The sequence below is a fragment of the Caulobacter sp. NIBR2454 genome (assembly GCF_027474405.1).
Classification (GTDB): domain Bacteria; phylum Pseudomonadota; class Alphaproteobacteria; order Caulobacterales; family Caulobacteraceae; genus Caulobacter.
The window spans coordinates 3,230,663-3,246,667 of the sequence record NZ_CP114871.1 but is presented as its reverse complement, the minus strand read 5'-3'; the positions used below and the strand labels follow the sequence as shown (position 1 = coordinate 3,246,667).

The window sequence follows — 16,005 nt, the reverse complement described above, 5'->3', positions numbered from 1 at the left end:
GTCTTGAAAGGAATATGAAAAGGGCGGCCAGCGAGGCTGGCCGCCCTGAAGCGCTAGAAGCTGTAGCGAACGCCGACGTAGTACTGTCGGCCGACCTGGAAGTAGTCGTTGGTCCGCTGCACCTCGGAGTCGAGGAAGGACACGTCCTTCTCGTTGGTGAGGTTGATGCCTTCGAAGCTCACCGTGATGTCGTCGCTGACCTTGTAGGAGGCCGAGAAATCGACAAACAGGGTCGAGCGACGGCCTGCCACGTCGGTGTTGTAGGCGGCCGGCACAGCGGTCAGGTACTTGTCGCGGAAGGCGCCCGAGACGCGCGCCTGGAACGGACCGTCTTCATAGTAGAGTGTGCCGTTGTAGGCGTTCTTGGACAGGTTCAGCAGATCGCGGCTGACCGTGGTCGCCGCCGAGCTCGACGACAGGAAGTAGTCGATCTGCGAGTCCACGTAGGTGTAGTTCAGCAGGACGCCCAGGTTCTCGAACTTCCACGGCAGGAAGGTCAGGGGCTGCTGGTAGTTCAGTTCGATGCCTTTCAGCGGGCCGCCAGGGGTGTTGACCACGTTGGAGATGCTGAAGTCGTCGTTGACGTTCACGCCCGTGCCGCTGAGCAAGCTCGCCGGCAGGCCGGTCGTGGAGTAGGGCGCCACGACGGTGATGTTCTGAACGTAGGTGTTGATGTCCTTGTAGAAGAACGCCGCCGAAACCACCGCGCCGCGCGTCGGATACCATTCGAGCGCGACATCGAAGGTCTTGGCGCGGTACGGCTCCAGCATCGGGTTGCCGGTGGTCACGGTGCGTGAACCGCCAGCGACGTTGACGTTGGTCGCCGCCGACAGGGCGCCGAGGCCCGGACGCGACATCACCTTGGCGGCGCCGAAGCGGACGATGACGTCCTCACGCGGCTCGACCACCAGGTTCAGCGACGGCAGGGTGTCTTCGTAAGTGCGGCCCACCGTGGTCAGCTCGAAGCCCGCCGGATTGACCGTGGTCGGCACCGTCGAGAAGAAGGTCGAGCTCTGCTTGGTCTTCACGTAGCGCACGCCGACGTCGCCGCGCACCGGTAGGCCGAACAGCTCATGCCGGAAGTCCGCTTGGATGAAGGCGCCTTGGTCCTCTTCCTCCACCGAGCGGTTGTCGCCGCGCGCGCTGGACGTGGTGCTCGACAGGGCGAAGCGGCCCGTGTTGCTGAACACGCCATAGGCCTGGGCGATGGCGTCGCGGTTCGGGCTGGCCCAGCAGGTGGGGGTGCCCGCCGGCACGTTCAGCTTCTGCAGGCCGCACCATTGTTCGGTGAGGGTGGCCATGGTCGAGCCGGCCGGCATCGCCGGGATGTTGCCTTCGCCCGAGGCGAGGCGTTGGCCGGTGCCGACGAACTCATACTTCTTGAGGCTGCCGCCCAGCTTGAAGGTCAGGCTGTCGTTCAGCTCGTACTGGCCCTGGACCTGGACGATCTTGAAGGTGTTGTCGTTCCAGTTCGGACGCAGGCGGATATCGGGACCGGTGGCGCCGGTGCCACCCGGAACCGTGACCGTCGGGCCGATGTACCAGTTGTTCGGATCGGTGACGTCGAAGCCGTAGTTGATGGCCGGGAAGTTCTGACCGGTGGTCCGCGCATCGAACGAGTAACCGTCCGTGTTGATGCGGTCCATCTGGACGATGTAGTCGAGCGCGTTGTCGAAGTCGTTCGACACGTAACCGACCGTGCCGCTCACCGAAAGACGATCGGTGAAGGCGTGCTTGCCGCTCAGGGTCCACTGGGTGAATTCGGTGTCGTAGACGTCCAGATAGTTTTCCGAACGGATATCGACGTTGTCGAGCAAGGCGTAGACCAGCGTGCCGTCGGCGTTGACCGCCGCGTCGCGAACCACCGTCTCCGGCTTGCCGCCTTGCGAAGCGCCCCGGCTCAGGCCGATCGACTCCAGCTGACGCTCGTTACGTTCGGACTCGAACTTCGAGTACATGAGGTCGAGGCTGACCTCGGTGCGGTCGCTCGGGCGCCATTGCAGGGCGCCCGTCAGGCCCAGGCGCGTGGTCTGGGTTTCATATTGCTGGTAGCGAAGGAAGCGCGGGTAACGGGTCGTGGCCGCGCTCGCCAGGGCATAGGCGGCGGGGTTGGTGCCCGCGCAAAGGGCCGGGCGTTGGGCGACGTTGCAGAACCCGCCATCGGCCGGGCCGACGTTGAACTGGCCCGTGCTTACGCCGTTCTGACGAACGCCGCGCTCGGAATAGGCGACCGAGAAAAGCGCGCCGAAGGTGTCGTCGAAGAAGGTGTTGCTGACCAGGAAAGCGACGCGCGGATCGTAGTCCTTCGACAGGTCGCTGTAGCCCATCTTGGCCGAGCCGGCGAGCTTGAAGCCGTTATAGTCAAAGGGCTTGCCGGTGCGCAGATCGACCGTGGCGCCAAGCGAGCCTTCGTCGATTTCGGCCGACGGGGTCTTACGCACGTCGATCTGGCTGAAGAGCTCGGAGGCGAAGACGTTGAAGTCAAAGCCGCGGCCGCGGCTGGAGCCGGTGGTGGCCTGTGCTTCGATCCCGTTGATGCGGACGCGGGTGAATTCTTCGGACAGACCACGGACTGACAGGTTGCGGCCTTCGCCGCCGTCGCGAGTGATCGACACGCCCGGCACGCGCTGAATGGCTTCGGCCAGGTTGTTGTCAGGGAATTTTGCGATGTCTTCGGCGACGATGGAGTCCACCGCGCCGGTGCTTTCACGCTTCAGCTCCAGAGCCTTTTCGAGACTGCTGCGGAAGCCGGTGACGACCACTTCCTCGACCTCGGCGTCTTGGGGCGTCTGGGCCATGGCCGCGCCGCCGAGCATCAGGGCCGCAGCGGCGCTGGTTCCCAGCAGGAAAGCGCTGCGGCGGATTACGCCTCTAGCTTCATCGCGTGTCTGCATCTCGTCGTTTCCTTCCCTCAAGTGGTTTCTTGTCGTTGATCTCTTCCGACGGACCCATCCGTCGGACCCCTCTGCTCCCGGCCCGCGGACCTCAGGAAGCCGATAAAAAGGGGACCGACTGCGCACAGCCGATCCCGAAGCCCAGGAGGGGAAATGGGCGGGCTTCATTGACCGTTTGGGAGATCGAGCGCGGCTGGATCATCGACCCGGATCGCGGGCGCGCAGCAGCGCGAACACCTCGAAGGCGCATCTTCTTTCTCTCCCCTGATACCGGTGTCATCGAGACTTGCCCGTGCCCGGCTTGTTCTTGGCTTGAACAGCGTTCAGCGCAGGAAGCGCGTGGGCGGGCCGCCTGTCAACAAATTTTGCCAGCGCTGGCACAAAAGATTTTTGGGCGGTTGTGGCCAAAAATCTCGGGATTTCGCTTATCTGGCGGGGCTGGCCGTGCTTTCGCGTTCGATCAGCGAGAGGGCGATCGGCAGGGCCTCTTGGTGGGTGAGCCCGTCCTCTTGGCCATCGATTCGGGCGAGGAGCCGCCGAGCGGCGGTTTCGGCCATGGCGCGCATCGGTCGATTTATTGTGGTCAAGGCGGGCGAGATCATTCTAGCGATGCTGCTGTCATCGAAGCCCGCCACTGACAGGTCCGTTGGCACAGATAGACCCAAGGCGGCGGCGGCCTTGAGCACGCCGGCGGCCATGAAGTCATTGGAAGCCAGGACCGCGGTGGGCGGTTCAGTCCCGCTCAAGATCGCCTCCCCGCACGCCAGCCCCGACTCGAAGCTGTAGTCGCCCTCGGTCATGTGTGACGGCTTCATATTCGCCGCAGCCAGGGCGTCTAGGAAGCCGGCCTTGCGCTGCTGCGCCGAGAGAAACCGCGAAGGGCCGGAGATGAAGGCGATGCGGCGGTGTCCCAGATCGATAAGCCGTTCCGTCAAAAGGCGCGTGGCTTCGCGCTCCATGGACACCAACATGGTCCCACCCTCGATGGGGACGGATGCTATCGAGATGCTCGGGACGCCCTCCGCCGCGATGACGCGGTTCAGTTGCGGCAGCTCAGAGATGGGCGGCAGCAAAACCACGCCATCAACCCGCGACCGCTGGATGAAGCCCCGCACGTCGTCCATCAGGCCTTCGGAGCCGTAGACGCAGGGGTGAATCACCACCTCGAAGCCGCGCGCGCCCAGCACTGCGGTCAGACCCCTCTGCACGGGGTCCAGCACCAGGGCGTTCGGATCATCGTGGATCAGGCCGATCAGGAAGGAGCGGCCGGTGGCCAGCGCCCTGGCCCGCGCGCTAGGCCGAAATCCTAGCGTCGCGATGACCGCCTCGATCCTTGCCCGTGTCTCCGCATTGACCTTGGTCGATCCGTTGATCACGCGCGAAACGGTACGCAGCGACACACCGCTCTGGTCGGCGACATCAGTGATCGTCACGTCGTTCATCGAGAAACCCATTGATGGCGGGCTTGGCCCTAGCATGGCCACGCCTTGCGGTCGCATAGATATTTACAACTGTAATCTGTCAAGTCATGGTGGTGCTCTTTGGAGGGTTCACCTTGCGATTTGCAGCCGCGACGCTCTGCGCCTTTCTTCTTCTCGGCTGCGAGCGCGAGACGGCGTTCGAACGGCTCAGCAGTCAAGCGGCCGCCAGCAATCCGCCCCGGCTCTGGGCTGTATCGGTCATCAGAAATGGTGATGAGGCGGCCAAGGTCACGCTGTGCGCCAGCGATGAGATACGAGCGGGCTTTACGCGCATGATCCCGATGCATGACGGCAAGGCCTGCGCCTTGAGCGCCCAGCCCGAATTCCTGGAGAACCGGGTGAAGATTCGCTGCGTCGCGGACGGCCGGCCCATGCTGGTCGAGAACTTCACCAAGGGTGATGTGGCGCGCGAGTTCAGCGTCTACATGCGCATGCGCAGCCTGGACGGCGGAGAGGTCGTTCGCGAACAGACGCGACGCTATCGCTTGCTGGGCGCCTGCCCCGCCGGCTGGGCGGCGGGGTGGTCGACGGATCGCTCGGGACAGGTTGTGCCGGGCGTGATGCGCTAGCTGACCCGTTCCACCTTGGCCACGCGACGGGGGCGCAGATGATAGGTGCGGCTGAAGGTTTGACCACCGGGTAGGAAGTAACCCAGTGGCGAGTCGTAGTTGTACGTCACCTCGGCCATGATGGTGCTTTGGCCAGGGGCGACGACGCCGGCCGGCAGGGTGTGTTGAGCGTTCGCCGCGAGCGCCGCCATGTTACGGCCGTCGCTCCAATCCACCCGAACGACCCCTTGGTCATTGGCGGTCAGGCTGCTGATCCGGGCCTGCAGGGCGTTCGCGGGCAGGGGGGCGAGGATCAGGCGCGAGGCCTCGAAGATATCGGCCACCTGAGCGTTGTTCAGCCGATCGCTCTGGGCGGTCAGGTCGCCGAGGGTGGACGCCACATGGCTGACCTTGCGCATGGCCATCATCGCCTGGGTCAGCTCAGCCACCCCGAAATAGAAGGCGATCAGAAGCGGCGCGACCAGGGCGAATTCCACGGCTGAGACGCCCCGTCGGTCTGCCATCAGCCGGCGCGTAAGGCTCACCATGGGAAGGGCTCGTTGCGAAACGCAGATCCGGCCATGATCATTCGCTGGCCCCCCGCCAGATTGATCAGGCTCTCATTGAGCAGGGGCGTAATCAGCCGCCATCGGAAGTAGCCGCGTACGAGCACGATGGCCCCGCCGCCGCCGGGCTGAAAGCTCATGGCCTCGGGGTCGATGTCGCCATCGACCACGGGATTGGTGGGGGTCATTCCGGCGAAACTGGCGTAGGTCCGAACGTCCAGATAGAGGTCATCGCACCGGCTGGACAGCCAGGTCATCTCCTCACAGACCGAGGCCTTGAAAGCCGCAGCGCTTTGCCCCGCGCTCTGCACCTCGCCGGTACGCACCCGACGCGAGGCGGCGTCTAGCGCGTTGTGCAAGGTGGTCGAGGCCATGAACACCAGGCCCAGCTCGACGATGGCGAAGACCAGCAGGGTGAAGGGCAGGGCGACCAAGCCGAACTCAACAGCCGCCGCGCCGCGCCGATCGGCGGCGAAGCTTCGGACGATATGGGGTGGTCGCCAGCGCACCAGGCGAGGTCCTCCGACAAGAGAACCCGAGCCTAAGGGCGTCTAGGCTAATCGACCGTTTAGCGAGAGCCGTCGCCGGAGGGTTTTTTGGAGCGGTCGTAGTAGGCGCCGTAGGGCTCTTCAAATTTCTTGTAGGCGCTTTCGGGCTCGCCAGGCATCGGCGTGCGCTCGCAGCGCGGCGCGCAGGCGTAGTGGTTGATCTCCGCGCCGCGATAGAGCGCCATTTGATTGGCGTCGCCGCTGCCGACCACGATCTGGCGATCAAAGACCGTCCGGCCGGCCGCGTCGAACGCGGTCAGGCTGGTCACCCCGAAGCTTCGTCCCAGGACCACCGCCGTGCGGCCGTCCAGCAGGGTGATATCGGCGATGGCCGGATTGCCCACCACGACATCGCGAACGGCGGCCGGGAAGGCGATGCGGACAGCCTGATCGATGGTCGCGGCCACGCTCTGGGCGCTCGCCGGACCAGCGACAGCCAGGCTTGCGGTCAAGAGGGCGAGCAGACGTGGAAGGGGGTGGCGCATGACGGGCTCGGCTACGGAAGCTGATGTTTGAGTCTGTGGTGTCATGGTCAACAAAGTCTGAAGGCCCGCTAGTCCGGCATGGGCGCGCCGCCAAGCCCAAAATTCGCGCTTTCAACTTGGTTTCCCGATATTAATGCAAATGCAAGTTAATCATAATATATGTCGTATATGCGACAGTATGCGTTCGTGGTTAAATTCAGTAAAGCAAGTAAAGATATCCGTATTTACTATCGATTAATTTGATATCCCGCACAGTCGGCAGGCTTTTCGGGGTGAGCGCGGCTTTGCGCCTTGGTCGCCCTTTCCAAAATTGCTTATGGGAGATCGAGCAATGTCGAAGTTCTTCAACCGCTTCCTGAAAGACGCGTCGGGCGCCACCGCCATTGAGTACGGCCTCATCATCGCGGCCATCGCCGTGACGGTGATCACCGTCTTTGGCGTGCTGGGCACCAATCTTGAAGGCAAACTGCAAGAAGCCGCGGACGAGCTCGCCCAATAGCGCTCGTCGCCAGACAAACTTTAAAGGCCGCGGTTCGCCGCGGCCTTTTCTGTTTGTGGCGCGCGCTCTCTTAAGACCCATTTTACCGCCCCCTCGCAGACTGGCCTCGCATGTCGCTCCAGATGCTCGCTGTCTTGGTCTTCCCCATCCTCCTCGTCGTCGGCGGGTTGAAGGATCTGACCAGCTTCACCATCCCCAACTGGATTTCACTTGCCCTCGTCGCGGCTTTTCCGCTGGCCGCGATCCTTTGCGGCGTAAGCTGGGCCGCGGCCGGTCTTGCGGTCCTCGTCGGCATGGCCGCCCTGGTGATGGGCATGGGCATGTTCGCCCTGGGGTGGATTGGTGGTGGCGACGCCAAGCTGATGGCCGCCGCCGCCCTTTGGCTGGGCTGGCCCGCGATTGCGCCCTTCATGCTGGTGACGGCCTTGGCCGGGGGCGGCCTCGCCGTCGGCCTGCTGGCGCTGCGCTCGCCGATGTTGCGGCCCCTGGCCCTTGGCCGGGCCGCCTGGGTGGACCGTCTGGCCGATCCGACCGCCGGCGCGCCCTACGGCGTGGCCATTTGTGTGGGTGCGCTCGCGGCCTTTCCCCACGGCGTCGTGGCCAAAGCGCTTTTCGGAGCTTCCGAGGGGATGTTGGCGGCCCCGGTTTAGGGCTCGTTAACCATAATCACCAAAAGGTTGAATCCGTCTGATAGGCGAGATGCGCCCTGCGTCCGCCCAGGCACTACCGGCCAGTCAGCCGGCGGCGGGAGGGGCCGAAACGTCAAGTTCATGAGCGCCGCGCGTATTCTGGTCTTTGTGGTCGCCGCCATCGCCGCTCTTGGCGCGTGGTTCGTCATGCGCATGGCGAGCCGGCCGGCGGACGCGCCCGTCGCTCAGACGGTGGCGGGACCCTCGACGCCCATGACGCAGGTCCTCGTCTCCACGCGTGAGTTGCCGATCGGAACGCGCCTGGTGGCCGGGGACGTCACCTGGCGATCCTGGCCCGCCGACGCGCTCAACCCCGCCTTCATCACCGACGGCGCCGCGCCCGCTCCGGTCGAAAAGCCATCTGACGCCAAAAAGGTCGCCGAAGCCGCCGGCCAGATGCTGGGCGGCGGAGGCGCCGCCCAGGCCCTTGAAGGCGCGGTGGTGCGCGAGTCCATCGCGGCCGGCGAACCGATCCTGGCCGGAAAGATCGTCCGGGGCGGTGAGGGCGGCTTCATGGCCGCGGTCCTGCGTCCCGGAATGCGCGCGGTCGCCGTGCCGATTTCTGTCCAGAATGGGGCTGGCGGCTTCATCCTTCCCGGCGACCGGGTTGATGTTTTGCAGAGTCGGGAAGTCGAACCCGCCGGTCTGTCGCTGGGCTCGGCGCCCAAGGCGCAGTTCACGGCCGACACAGTGCTAGCCAACATCCGCGTCCTGGCCATCGACCAGAGCCCCGCCGCCGCCAAGGGCGCCAACACCCTCATCGGGGCGGTCGCCACGCTGGAGGTGAGCCCTCCGGAAGCCGAAGCGCTTATGCGGGCGAAGGCTCAGGGCGACGTAGTCCTGGCCTTGCGGCCCTACGCCGACGCTGGCGGTTCCAGCGGCCCCCGCCCCAGCGCGGAGGATGGCGCGGGCGTGGTGCGCATTCACCGGGCCGGCGCCACCGGCGCCGTGGCGGTGCGCCCATGAAGCATCTTGGTCTGATCCTGACGGCCGCTGTCGCCGCCCTGTCCGCGACCACGGCGGCGGCCGACGGCCCAGACCCCGTCGTTCGCCGCCGCGCCGCGCCGGCACCGGTCAGCGCCCTGCCATTGGCGCCAAGCGCCCAGGGTTCGGCCCTGCGCGTGGACCTGTCCACCACCGGCGCGCGACGCCTGGATCTGCCCAGGGGTAAATCGGCCATCGTCGAACTGCCCGTCGATGCGCGGGACCTGCTGGTCACCAACCCCGCCGTGGCGGACGCCGTGCTGCGATCACCCCGTCGCATCTTTATTCTCGGTACCGGGATCGGCCAGACCGACGCCGTGTTCTTCGACGCATCGGGCCGGCGCATCCTCGCGCTGGATATTCGCGTGAACCAGGACGGCGCCGCCCTGGCCGACACGATCAACCGCGTCCTGCCCGGCGCCCGTGTCTCGGTCGAGCCGCTGGGCGAGGGGGTCATCCTCAGCGGCCAGGTGGCCAATCCCGTCGACTCTGACCGCGCCAACCTGATCGCCACGCGCATGGTCGGAAAGCCGGAAAACGTGCTGAACATGATCAGCATCGCCGGCAAGGACCAGGTGATGCTCAAGGTGCGGATCGTCGAGGTCCAGCGCAACATCATCAAGCAGCTGGGCTTCAACACCAGCGCCGTGCTCGGCCAGTTGGGCGAGGCGCAGTATCTGATCAGCAACGCCGGTCGGTTCGCCGTGAACGGGGGATTGGTCGGCGGGCTGTCGGGCGGGTACCAGCTAGACACTACCAAGCAGCCGCAGGTTAAGGTGCCCTGCGTTGGTCCAGGCTGGTTGCCTGGAAGCCTGTGCGACATCGTCGACCGCGACTCCGACGTAGCGGTTCCCCGCGACACGGCCGGCTCGCCCGGTCTGAACAAGGCCCAAGCGACTCTACAGGCCTTCGAGCGGGTCGGATTGGTTCGCACCTTGGCGGAGCCGAATCTGACCACGGTGTCGGGCGAGGCGGCGCGATTCCTGGCGGGCGGCGAGTTTCCCATTCCCGTCAACCAGGACGACAATGGTCGCGTCACCGTCGACTATAAGCCGTTCGGTGTGGGCCTCGGCTTCACGCCGGTGGTGATGTCGGGCGGCCGCATCTCGCTGAAGATGTCCACCGAGGTGTCCGAACTCACTAGCGTCGGCGCCTTTTCGGTCACCAGCGGAACCAATGGTCCAGCCCTGTCGGTCCCTGGACTGAATGTGCGCCGCGCCGAGACGACGGTGGAGCTCCCGTCCGGCGGATCGATGATGATCGCCGGGCTGCTGCGCGAAGAGACCCGTCAGAACCTCGACTCCCTGCCGGGCATGATGCAGCTGCCGGTGCTCGGCGGCCTGTTCCGCTCGCGCGACTATCTCAAGGGCGAGACCGAACTCGTCATCCTGGTCACCCCCTACATCGTCGGCCCCGCCGGCTCGGAGCTCCAGACGCCGGCCGACGGACTGCAGATCGCCAGCGATCCGGAGACGGTTCTGCTGGGCCGCCTGAACAAACTGATCAAGCCCCCGGCGCAGCCGGATGGGCAGACTTGGAAGGGGCCGATCGGCTACGTGATCGAATGAGCGCGCGTATCATCAGCTCCGTGATCGTATCGACGGCCCTGCTCGGCGCCTGCGCGACGGCGGCTCCCGACGCCCCGACCACCTCGGTGGCCTGGGAGCAACGCACCCAAGTCGTCGAGCAGCCGCAGGAGATCCTGTTGGCCGCCCACGCCGATGGACTTTCCGACAACCAGCGCCGGGCCATCGCCGCCTTCGCCGCCGATTGGGTGCAGCTGGGGTCGGGCCCGGTGACCGTCGCCGCCCCGCTCGGCGTCGATCCCAAGACCCAGGCCGTCGCGGTGCAGACGCGTGATCTGCTCAGCGCCGCGGGCGCGACCGTGGTGTTCGCCGGCTATGACGCGCCGCAGGGCGGCCCGCTGAAGATCAGCTACCAACGCCCCCTCGCCCTGCCGGCCAAATGCGGCGGCTGGGAAAGCCTGACCGCCACCAAGGACAACGGCGCCTACGCCAACTTCGGCTGCTCCATCGCGGCGAACATGGCCGCGCAGATCGCCGATCCGCGCGACCTTGGCCGCGCCCGCGCCATGGACCCTGCGTCCGCCGCGCGCCGCGACGTGGTGATGGATAATTACCGCAAGGGCGAGAACACCTCTTCGGCGCGCGATGAGCAGGCTTCGGCCACCGTCTCGACGGTGGTGGACTGATGAGCGCCCAACCGGCTGAGGCCGACCCCTTTGATCTGGGCTTCGAGGCCGAGGACGACTTCTCGCCACCCCCTGCCACGCCTTGGGGTGACGATCCCGACCGCCAGATTCTGGCCGCGGCCCAGACCCCGCCGCCGCCGCCGCCGCCCAGTATCGAGCCTGAGCGCGCTGAAGCCGACGACGATGCTGCCGATCCCTTCGCCGACTTCCCGCCCGCGCGGCCGGATCTGGCCGGGGACGTTGCGGAGCCCGTGGCGACCTATGATCCAGATCTGACGACGCCGGACTACGAACCGTCCGCCTATGACGCCGCAGCCCATGATCCGGACCCTGTGGATGACGGGTCGCTGGCGCTCGAGATGGAGGCGCCCGAAGAGGTGATCGAGGCCGACGCCCCTCCCTTCGAACCGCTCGAACCGGTGGAGGCGCTCAACCCCGTCGCGGATCTGATCGCCGACGTCGAGTTGGCCATGACCGGCGCGGGTAGCGACCTGGGCGTGCCTCGGATTTCGATCCACGCCTTCTGCGCCTTGCCCGCCACGGGCGATCTGATCGAAGCGGCGGCTGGTGATCGGCGCATGAGCCGCGCCTCCACGACCGTGCGGATGGGCGGACTGGCCGCGGCGCTTGAATACTACCAGAATCAGCCGACGCCCTCGCTCATCATGGTCGAGAGCATAGAGCCGGCGCCGCGCCTGCTGGCCATGCTGGATACCCTTGCCGAGGTTTGCGACCCCGGCACCAAGGTCATCGTCCTGGGACAGACCAACGACATCGCTCTCTATCGCGAATTGCTCCGGCGCGGGGTGAGCGAGTACCTGGTGGCGCCCCTACGGCCCCTGCCGCTGATCAGGGCGGTGACGGGGCTCTACGCCGATCCGGCCACGCCGTTCGCCGGTCGCCAGATCGCCTTCGTCGGTGCGCGGGGCGGGGTCGGCTCGTCCACCCTGGCGCACAACTTCGCCTACGCCATCGCCGAGCGCCTGCACGCCGGGGCGGTGCTGGCGGACTTCGATCTGGCCTTCGGCACCGCCGGGCTCGACTTCAACCAGGACCCCCTCCAAGGGGTGGCTGACGCCCTGTCGCAGCCTGACCGGCTGGACCCGATCCTGCTGGACCGCATGCTGGTCAAATGTTCGGAACGGCTCTCTCTCTTCGCCGCGCCGGCGACCCTTGACCAGGACTACGATATCTCGCCGGAAGCCTTCGAAGAGGTCGCGCAGAAGGTCCGTGGCGCGGCGCCCTTCGTGGTGCTCGACCTGCCGCACGCCTGGAGCGCCTGGAAGCGCAAGATGCTGATCGCGTCGGATGATCTGGTGGTGGTGGCGACGCCCGATCTTGCCTCCCTGCGCAACGCCAAGAACATCGTCGATCTGATCCGCCAGACCCGGCCGAACGACCTGCCGCCCCGCCTTGTCTTGAACCAGGTCGGGGTCCCTGGCCGTCCCGAGATTCCGGTAAAGGATTTCGGCGAGGCGCTGGGCATCGAACCTTCCCTGGTTCTGCCGTTCGAGGCGCGGCTGTTTGGCGAGGCCGCCAACAACGGCCAGATGGTCATGGAGACGGCGCCCAAGTCCAAGGCCGCCGAGGGCATCGAACATCTGGCCCGCCTGATCAGCCGTCGCGAGGCGCCGCCGACCGCCAAGCCGTCGTTGTTCGCCTCCCTGTTCAAGAGGGGGTGAGGCCGTGTTTGGCAAACGCCCCGGCGACCAGGTCGTAACCACCCTCAGGCCTCCGGCGGCGGCGAACGCCGGCGCGTCGATAACCACGCGGCCGCAGCCCGCGTCCACACCCGCCATCCGCATCGCGCCCGAGCCCAAGAAGCTGCCCGAGGCGACCGCCGCGGAGGTCGTGCGCGAGCAGTCCGATTTCTATCACGCCACCAAGAACACGATTTTCAACGCCCTGTTGGGCACCATCGACCTGGCCCAGCTGGCGCAGCTCGACAGTCGGCAGGCCGCCGCCGAGATCCGCGACATCGTCGCCGAACTGGTGGCGATCAAGAACGTCTCGATGTCCGCAGCCGAACAGGACCATCTGGTCCAGGACATCACCAACGATGTTCTCGGCTATGGCCCGCTGGAACCGCTGCTGGCGCGTGACGACATTGCTGACGTCATGGTCAACGGCGCCGGCCGGGTGTTCATCGAAGTGGGCGGCAAGGTTCAGCTGACCAATGTCCGCTTTCGCGACAACGCCCAGCTGATGAACATCTGCCAGCGGATCGTCAGCCAGGTCGGCAGGCGGGTCGATGAAAGCTCGCCGATCTGCGACGCCCGCCTGCCGGACGGCAGTCGCGTCAATGTCATCGCGCCGCCGCTGGCGCTGGATGGTCCGACCCTGACCATCCGGAAATTCAAGCGCGACAAGCTGACCATGAAGAATCTGGTGGAGTACGGCTCCATCAGTCCCGAGGGCGCGCGGGTTCTCGGCGTCATCGGCGCGTGCCGCTGCAACGTATTGATCAGCGGCGGCACCGGCTCGGGCAAGACTACCCTGCTCAACACCCTGACCGCCTTCATCGACCCCACCGAGCGCGTGATCACCTGTGAGGACGCCGCCGAGCTGCAGCTGCAGCAGCCGCATGTGGTGAGGCTCGAGACCCGGCCTCCGAACCTGGAGGGGCAGGGGGCGATCACCATGCGCGACCTGGTCAAGAACTGTCTGCGCATGCGGCCAGAGCGGATCATCGTCGGCGAAGTGCGCGGATCGGAAGCCTTCGATCTTTTGCAGGCCATGAACACCGGCCACGACGGCTCCATGGGCACGCTGCACGCCAACTCGCCCCGGGAGGCGATCAGCCGGGTGGAGAGCATGATCACCATGGGCGGCTATGGCCTGCCGTCCAAGACCATCCGCGAGATGATCGTCGGCAGCGTCGATGTCATCATCCAGGCCGCGCGTCTGCGGGACGGCAGCCGGCGCATCACTCACATCACCGAAATCGTTGGGCTCGAGGGCGACGTGGTCATCACCCAGGACCTGTTCGTCTACGAGATCAGCGGCGAGGACGCCGACGGCGCGGTCACCGGGCGCCATCGTTCCACCGGTATCGCCCGCCCGCGTTTTTGGGACCGCGCCCGCTACTACGGTCTGGAGCGCGAGCTGGCCGAAGCCCTCGACGCGGCCGAATAGATGCTGCCCCTGGTCGCCGCGATCCTGGGTTTCGTCGCCGTGGCGGGCCTGGGCTTTGTCTTCGCTGGGCCGAGCGAGACCCGCGCCTCCAAGCGCACCCAGGCCGTGGCGGGCGTGACGGGCGGACGCAAGATCGCGCGCGCGGCGGCCGTGCAAACGCCGGACGCGCGCCGACGCCAATTGCTAAAAACCCTCAAGGATCAGGACCGTCAGCAGAAGAAGGCGGCCACGAGCCTGTCGGCGCGACTGCAGCAGGCGGGACTGCGCATGGGATTGCGCGAATTCTGGATCGGCTCGGGCATGCTCGCCGCGGTGGTTCTGGCGATCCTTCTGCTTGTCGGCCAGCCCTGGTGGATCGCGGTCGGCGCCGCGTTCTCGGCGGGACTGGGCCTGCCGCGCTGGACCGTCGATCTTCTGGCCAACAGGCGTATCGGAAGGTTCACGGGCGACTTCGCGGACGCTATCGACATTGTCGTGCGCGGTATCCGTTCGGGTCTGCCGGTCCATGACTGCCTGCGGGTCATCGCCGAAGAGACCGCCGAGCCCCTGGCCGGCGAGTTCCGTCAGCTGGGCGAGAACCTCGCCCTGGGGCTCAGCATGGAAGGCGCGCTGGAGAAGATGTACGGCCGCATGCCGACCACCGAGCTGCGCTTCTTCACCATCGTGCTTTCGATCCAGCAGAAGACCGGCGGCAACCTGGCCGAAGCCCTGTCGAACCTCTCCAACGTCCTGCGCGCCCGCAAGATGATGCGCGAGAAGATCAAGGCTCTGTCGGCCGAAGCCGTCGCCAGCGCCCTGATCATCGGCTGTATGCCGCCGGGGGTGATGGCGATGATTTCGATCACCAGTCCCGCATATATGACGCCCATGTTCCACGACCCCCGCGGTCAGCTGATGTTGCTGGGCGGCGCGCTCTGGATGACCCTGGGCGTGCTGGTCATGCGCCGCATGATCAACTTCAAGATCTGAGGCGGGGCATGGCTGACCTGACCCAACTCGTAGAGCCGCAGAATTTGATGGCGGGCTTCATCGCTGTGCTGGTGTTCGCCACGGTGGTGACCCTCACATCGCCTGCCCTGAACAAGAGCGGCCTGGAGGGACGCCTCAAGTCGGTGGCCGAGCGGCGCGAGCTTCTGCGCCGTCGCTCCCGCGAAGCCCTCGCCGAACAGGCAGGATCAAGCGTCCTGCGGCGCAGCGACAGCGGCATCAAGAAGCGCGTCGTGGATCGGCTGAAGCTGTCGACGCTGCTGGAGGATACGAAGGTCGAGGAAAAGCTGGCCCAGGCGGGTCTGCGCGGTCCCGGCCCGGTGACCGCCTTCTACTTCTTCCGCTTTCTGACGCCCTTGGTCCTGTCGGGGCTGGCGGCTTTCTACGTCTATGGTCTGGACATCGGGCAGCTGATTTCCACGCACAAGCTGGCGATCTGCGTCCTGGCCCTGGCGGCCGGCTACTACGCGCCCAACCTTTATGTCACCAACCGGGCGCAGAAGCGCCGCGACTCCATCGTCCTGGCCTTTCCGGACGCTCTGGATCTTCTGCTGATCTGCGTGGAAAGCGGCATGTCGGTGGAGGCCGCCGTGCAGAAGGTCGCGGGGGAGATCGGCACGGCCTCCATCGAGCTGGCCGAGGAACTGACCCTGCTAACGGCCGAGCTCAACTATCTGCCCGATCGCCGCCTGGCCTATGAGGGGTTGGCGCGGCGGATCAATCATCCGGGGGTCAAGTCGGTGGCCACGGCCATGATCCAGGCCGAGCGCTACGGCACCCCGCTTGGCGCCGCCCTGCGGGTCATGGCCAAGGAAAACCGCGAGATGCGGTTGTCGGCCGCCGAACGAAAGGCCGCGGCCTTGCCGGCCAAGCTGACCGTCCCGATGATCCTGTTCTTCCTGCCGGTGCTGTTTGTCGTGATCCTGGGACCGGCGATCATGAAGGTGCAGGACATCCTCGGGAAGGGCGGTTGAGCC

The 16,005-nt window shown here is 66.0% G+C and carries 15 protein-coding genes; 10 read left to right on the top strand and 5 right to left on the bottom strand.

Going from position 1 to position 16,005, the window contains the following annotated elements; all coding sequences use genetic code 11:
• Positions 1-53: 53 nt before the first annotated feature.
• Positions 54-2,894: a TonB-dependent receptor gene (locus tag O5K31_RS15860; protein ID WP_269714716.1), complete on the bottom strand. Its 2,841-nt coding sequence runs from the start codon at positions 2,892-2,894 to the stop codon at positions 54-56.
• A gap of 425 nt (positions 2,895-3,319) precedes the next feature.
• Entirely contained in the window at positions 3,320-4,336 is a 1,017-nt protein-coding gene (locus tag O5K31_RS15855; RefSeq protein WP_269714715.1) for a LacI family DNA-binding transcriptional regulator, read from the bottom strand.
• A gap of 113 nt (positions 4,337-4,449) precedes the next feature.
• Here O5K31_RS15855 and O5K31_RS15850 point away from each other — a divergent pair, with 113 nt between their 5' ends.
• Positions 4,450-4,944 carry a hypothetical protein gene (locus tag O5K31_RS15850; protein WP_269714714.1) on the top strand — a complete coding sequence of 165 codons (495 nt, stop codon included), beginning with the start codon at positions 4,450-4,452 and terminating at the stop codon, positions 4,942-4,944.
• Here the strand turns inward: O5K31_RS15850 and O5K31_RS15845 are convergent.
• Genes O5K31_RS15845 through O5K31_RS15835 form a run of 3 tightly spaced genes read right to left on the bottom strand, consistent with a single transcriptional unit; the run spans position 4,941 to position 6,522 of the window.
• On the bottom strand, positions 4,941-5,471 hold the full coding sequence (locus tag O5K31_RS15845; RefSeq protein ID WP_269714713.1) for a TadE/TadG family type IV pilus assembly protein: 531 nt from the start codon (positions 5,469-5,471) through the stop codon (positions 4,941-4,943). The genes O5K31_RS15850 and O5K31_RS15845 overlap by 4 nt on opposite strands.
• Entirely contained in the window at positions 5,465-5,998 is a 534-nt protein-coding gene (locus tag O5K31_RS15840) for a TadE/TadG family type IV pilus assembly protein (protein ID WP_269714712.1), read from the bottom strand. Before O5K31_RS15840 ends, O5K31_RS15845 begins: the two co-directional genes overlap by 7 nt.
• A gap of 59 nt (positions 5,999-6,057) precedes the next feature.
• Entirely contained in the window at positions 6,058-6,522 is a 465-nt protein-coding gene (locus O5K31_RS15835; RefSeq protein ID WP_269714711.1) for a pilus assembly protein N-terminal domain-containing protein, read from the bottom strand.
• Positions 6,523-6,853: 331 nt separating this feature from the next.
• On the opposite strand from O5K31_RS15835, the gene O5K31_RS15830 reads away from it, so the two are divergent.
• The 9 genes from O5K31_RS15830 to O5K31_RS15790 all read left to right on the top strand — a co-directional run bounded on the left by O5K31_RS15830 (position 6,854) and on the right by O5K31_RS15790 (position 16,002).
• Positions 6,854-7,021, top strand: coding sequence for a Flp family type IVb pilin (locus O5K31_RS15830; RefSeq protein ID WP_269714710.1), 168 nt, complete (start codon positions 6,854-6,856; stop codon positions 7,019-7,021).
• A 122-nt stretch (positions 7,022-7,143) separates the two neighbouring features.
• The gene (locus O5K31_RS15825) at positions 7,144-7,671 is read left to right on the top strand and encodes an A24 family peptidase (protein WP_269714709.1); all 528 of its coding nucleotides are present in this window, start codon (positions 7,144-7,146) and stop codon (positions 7,669-7,671) included.
• Between the two features lie 120 nt (positions 7,672-7,791).
• Positions 7,792-8,676, top strand: coding sequence for a Flp pilus assembly protein CpaB (gene cpaB, locus O5K31_RS15820; protein ID WP_269714708.1), 885 nt, complete (start codon positions 7,792-7,794; stop codon positions 8,674-8,676).
• Positions 8,673-10,262, top strand: a complete 1,590-nt coding sequence (locus tag O5K31_RS15815) for a type II and III secretion system protein family protein (protein ID WP_269714707.1) — start codon at positions 8,673-8,675, stop codon at positions 10,260-10,262. The genes cpaB and O5K31_RS15815 overlap by 4 nt, the downstream gene beginning before the upstream one ends.
• The gene (locus O5K31_RS15810) at positions 10,259-10,906 is read left to right on the top strand and encodes a CpaD family pilus assembly protein (protein WP_269714706.1); all 648 of its coding nucleotides are present in this window, start codon (positions 10,259-10,261) and stop codon (positions 10,904-10,906) included. Before O5K31_RS15815 ends, O5K31_RS15810 begins: the two co-directional genes overlap by 4 nt.
• Complete coding sequence (locus O5K31_RS15805) at positions 10,906-12,588, top strand: AAA family ATPase (RefSeq protein WP_269714705.1); 1,683 nt, start codon at positions 10,906-10,908, stop codon at positions 12,586-12,588. The genes O5K31_RS15810 and O5K31_RS15805 overlap by 1 nt, the downstream gene beginning before the upstream one ends.
• A 4-nt stretch (positions 12,589-12,592) precedes the next feature.
• Positions 12,593-14,041, top strand: coding sequence for a CpaF family protein (locus O5K31_RS15800; protein WP_269714704.1), 1,449 nt, complete (start codon positions 12,593-12,595; stop codon positions 14,039-14,041).
• Positions 14,042-15,010 carry a type II secretion system F family protein gene (locus O5K31_RS15795; RefSeq protein ID WP_269714703.1) on the top strand — a complete coding sequence of 323 codons (969 nt, stop codon included), beginning with the start codon at positions 14,042-14,044 and terminating at the stop codon, positions 15,008-15,010.
• Between the two features lie 8 nt (positions 15,011-15,018).
• Positions 15,019-16,002 (top strand): type II secretion system F family protein, encoded by a 984-nt coding sequence (locus tag O5K31_RS15790; protein ID WP_269714702.1) that lies wholly within the window; start codon positions 15,019-15,021, stop codon positions 16,000-16,002.
• The last annotated feature ends 3 nt before the right edge of the window (positions 16,003-16,005 follow it).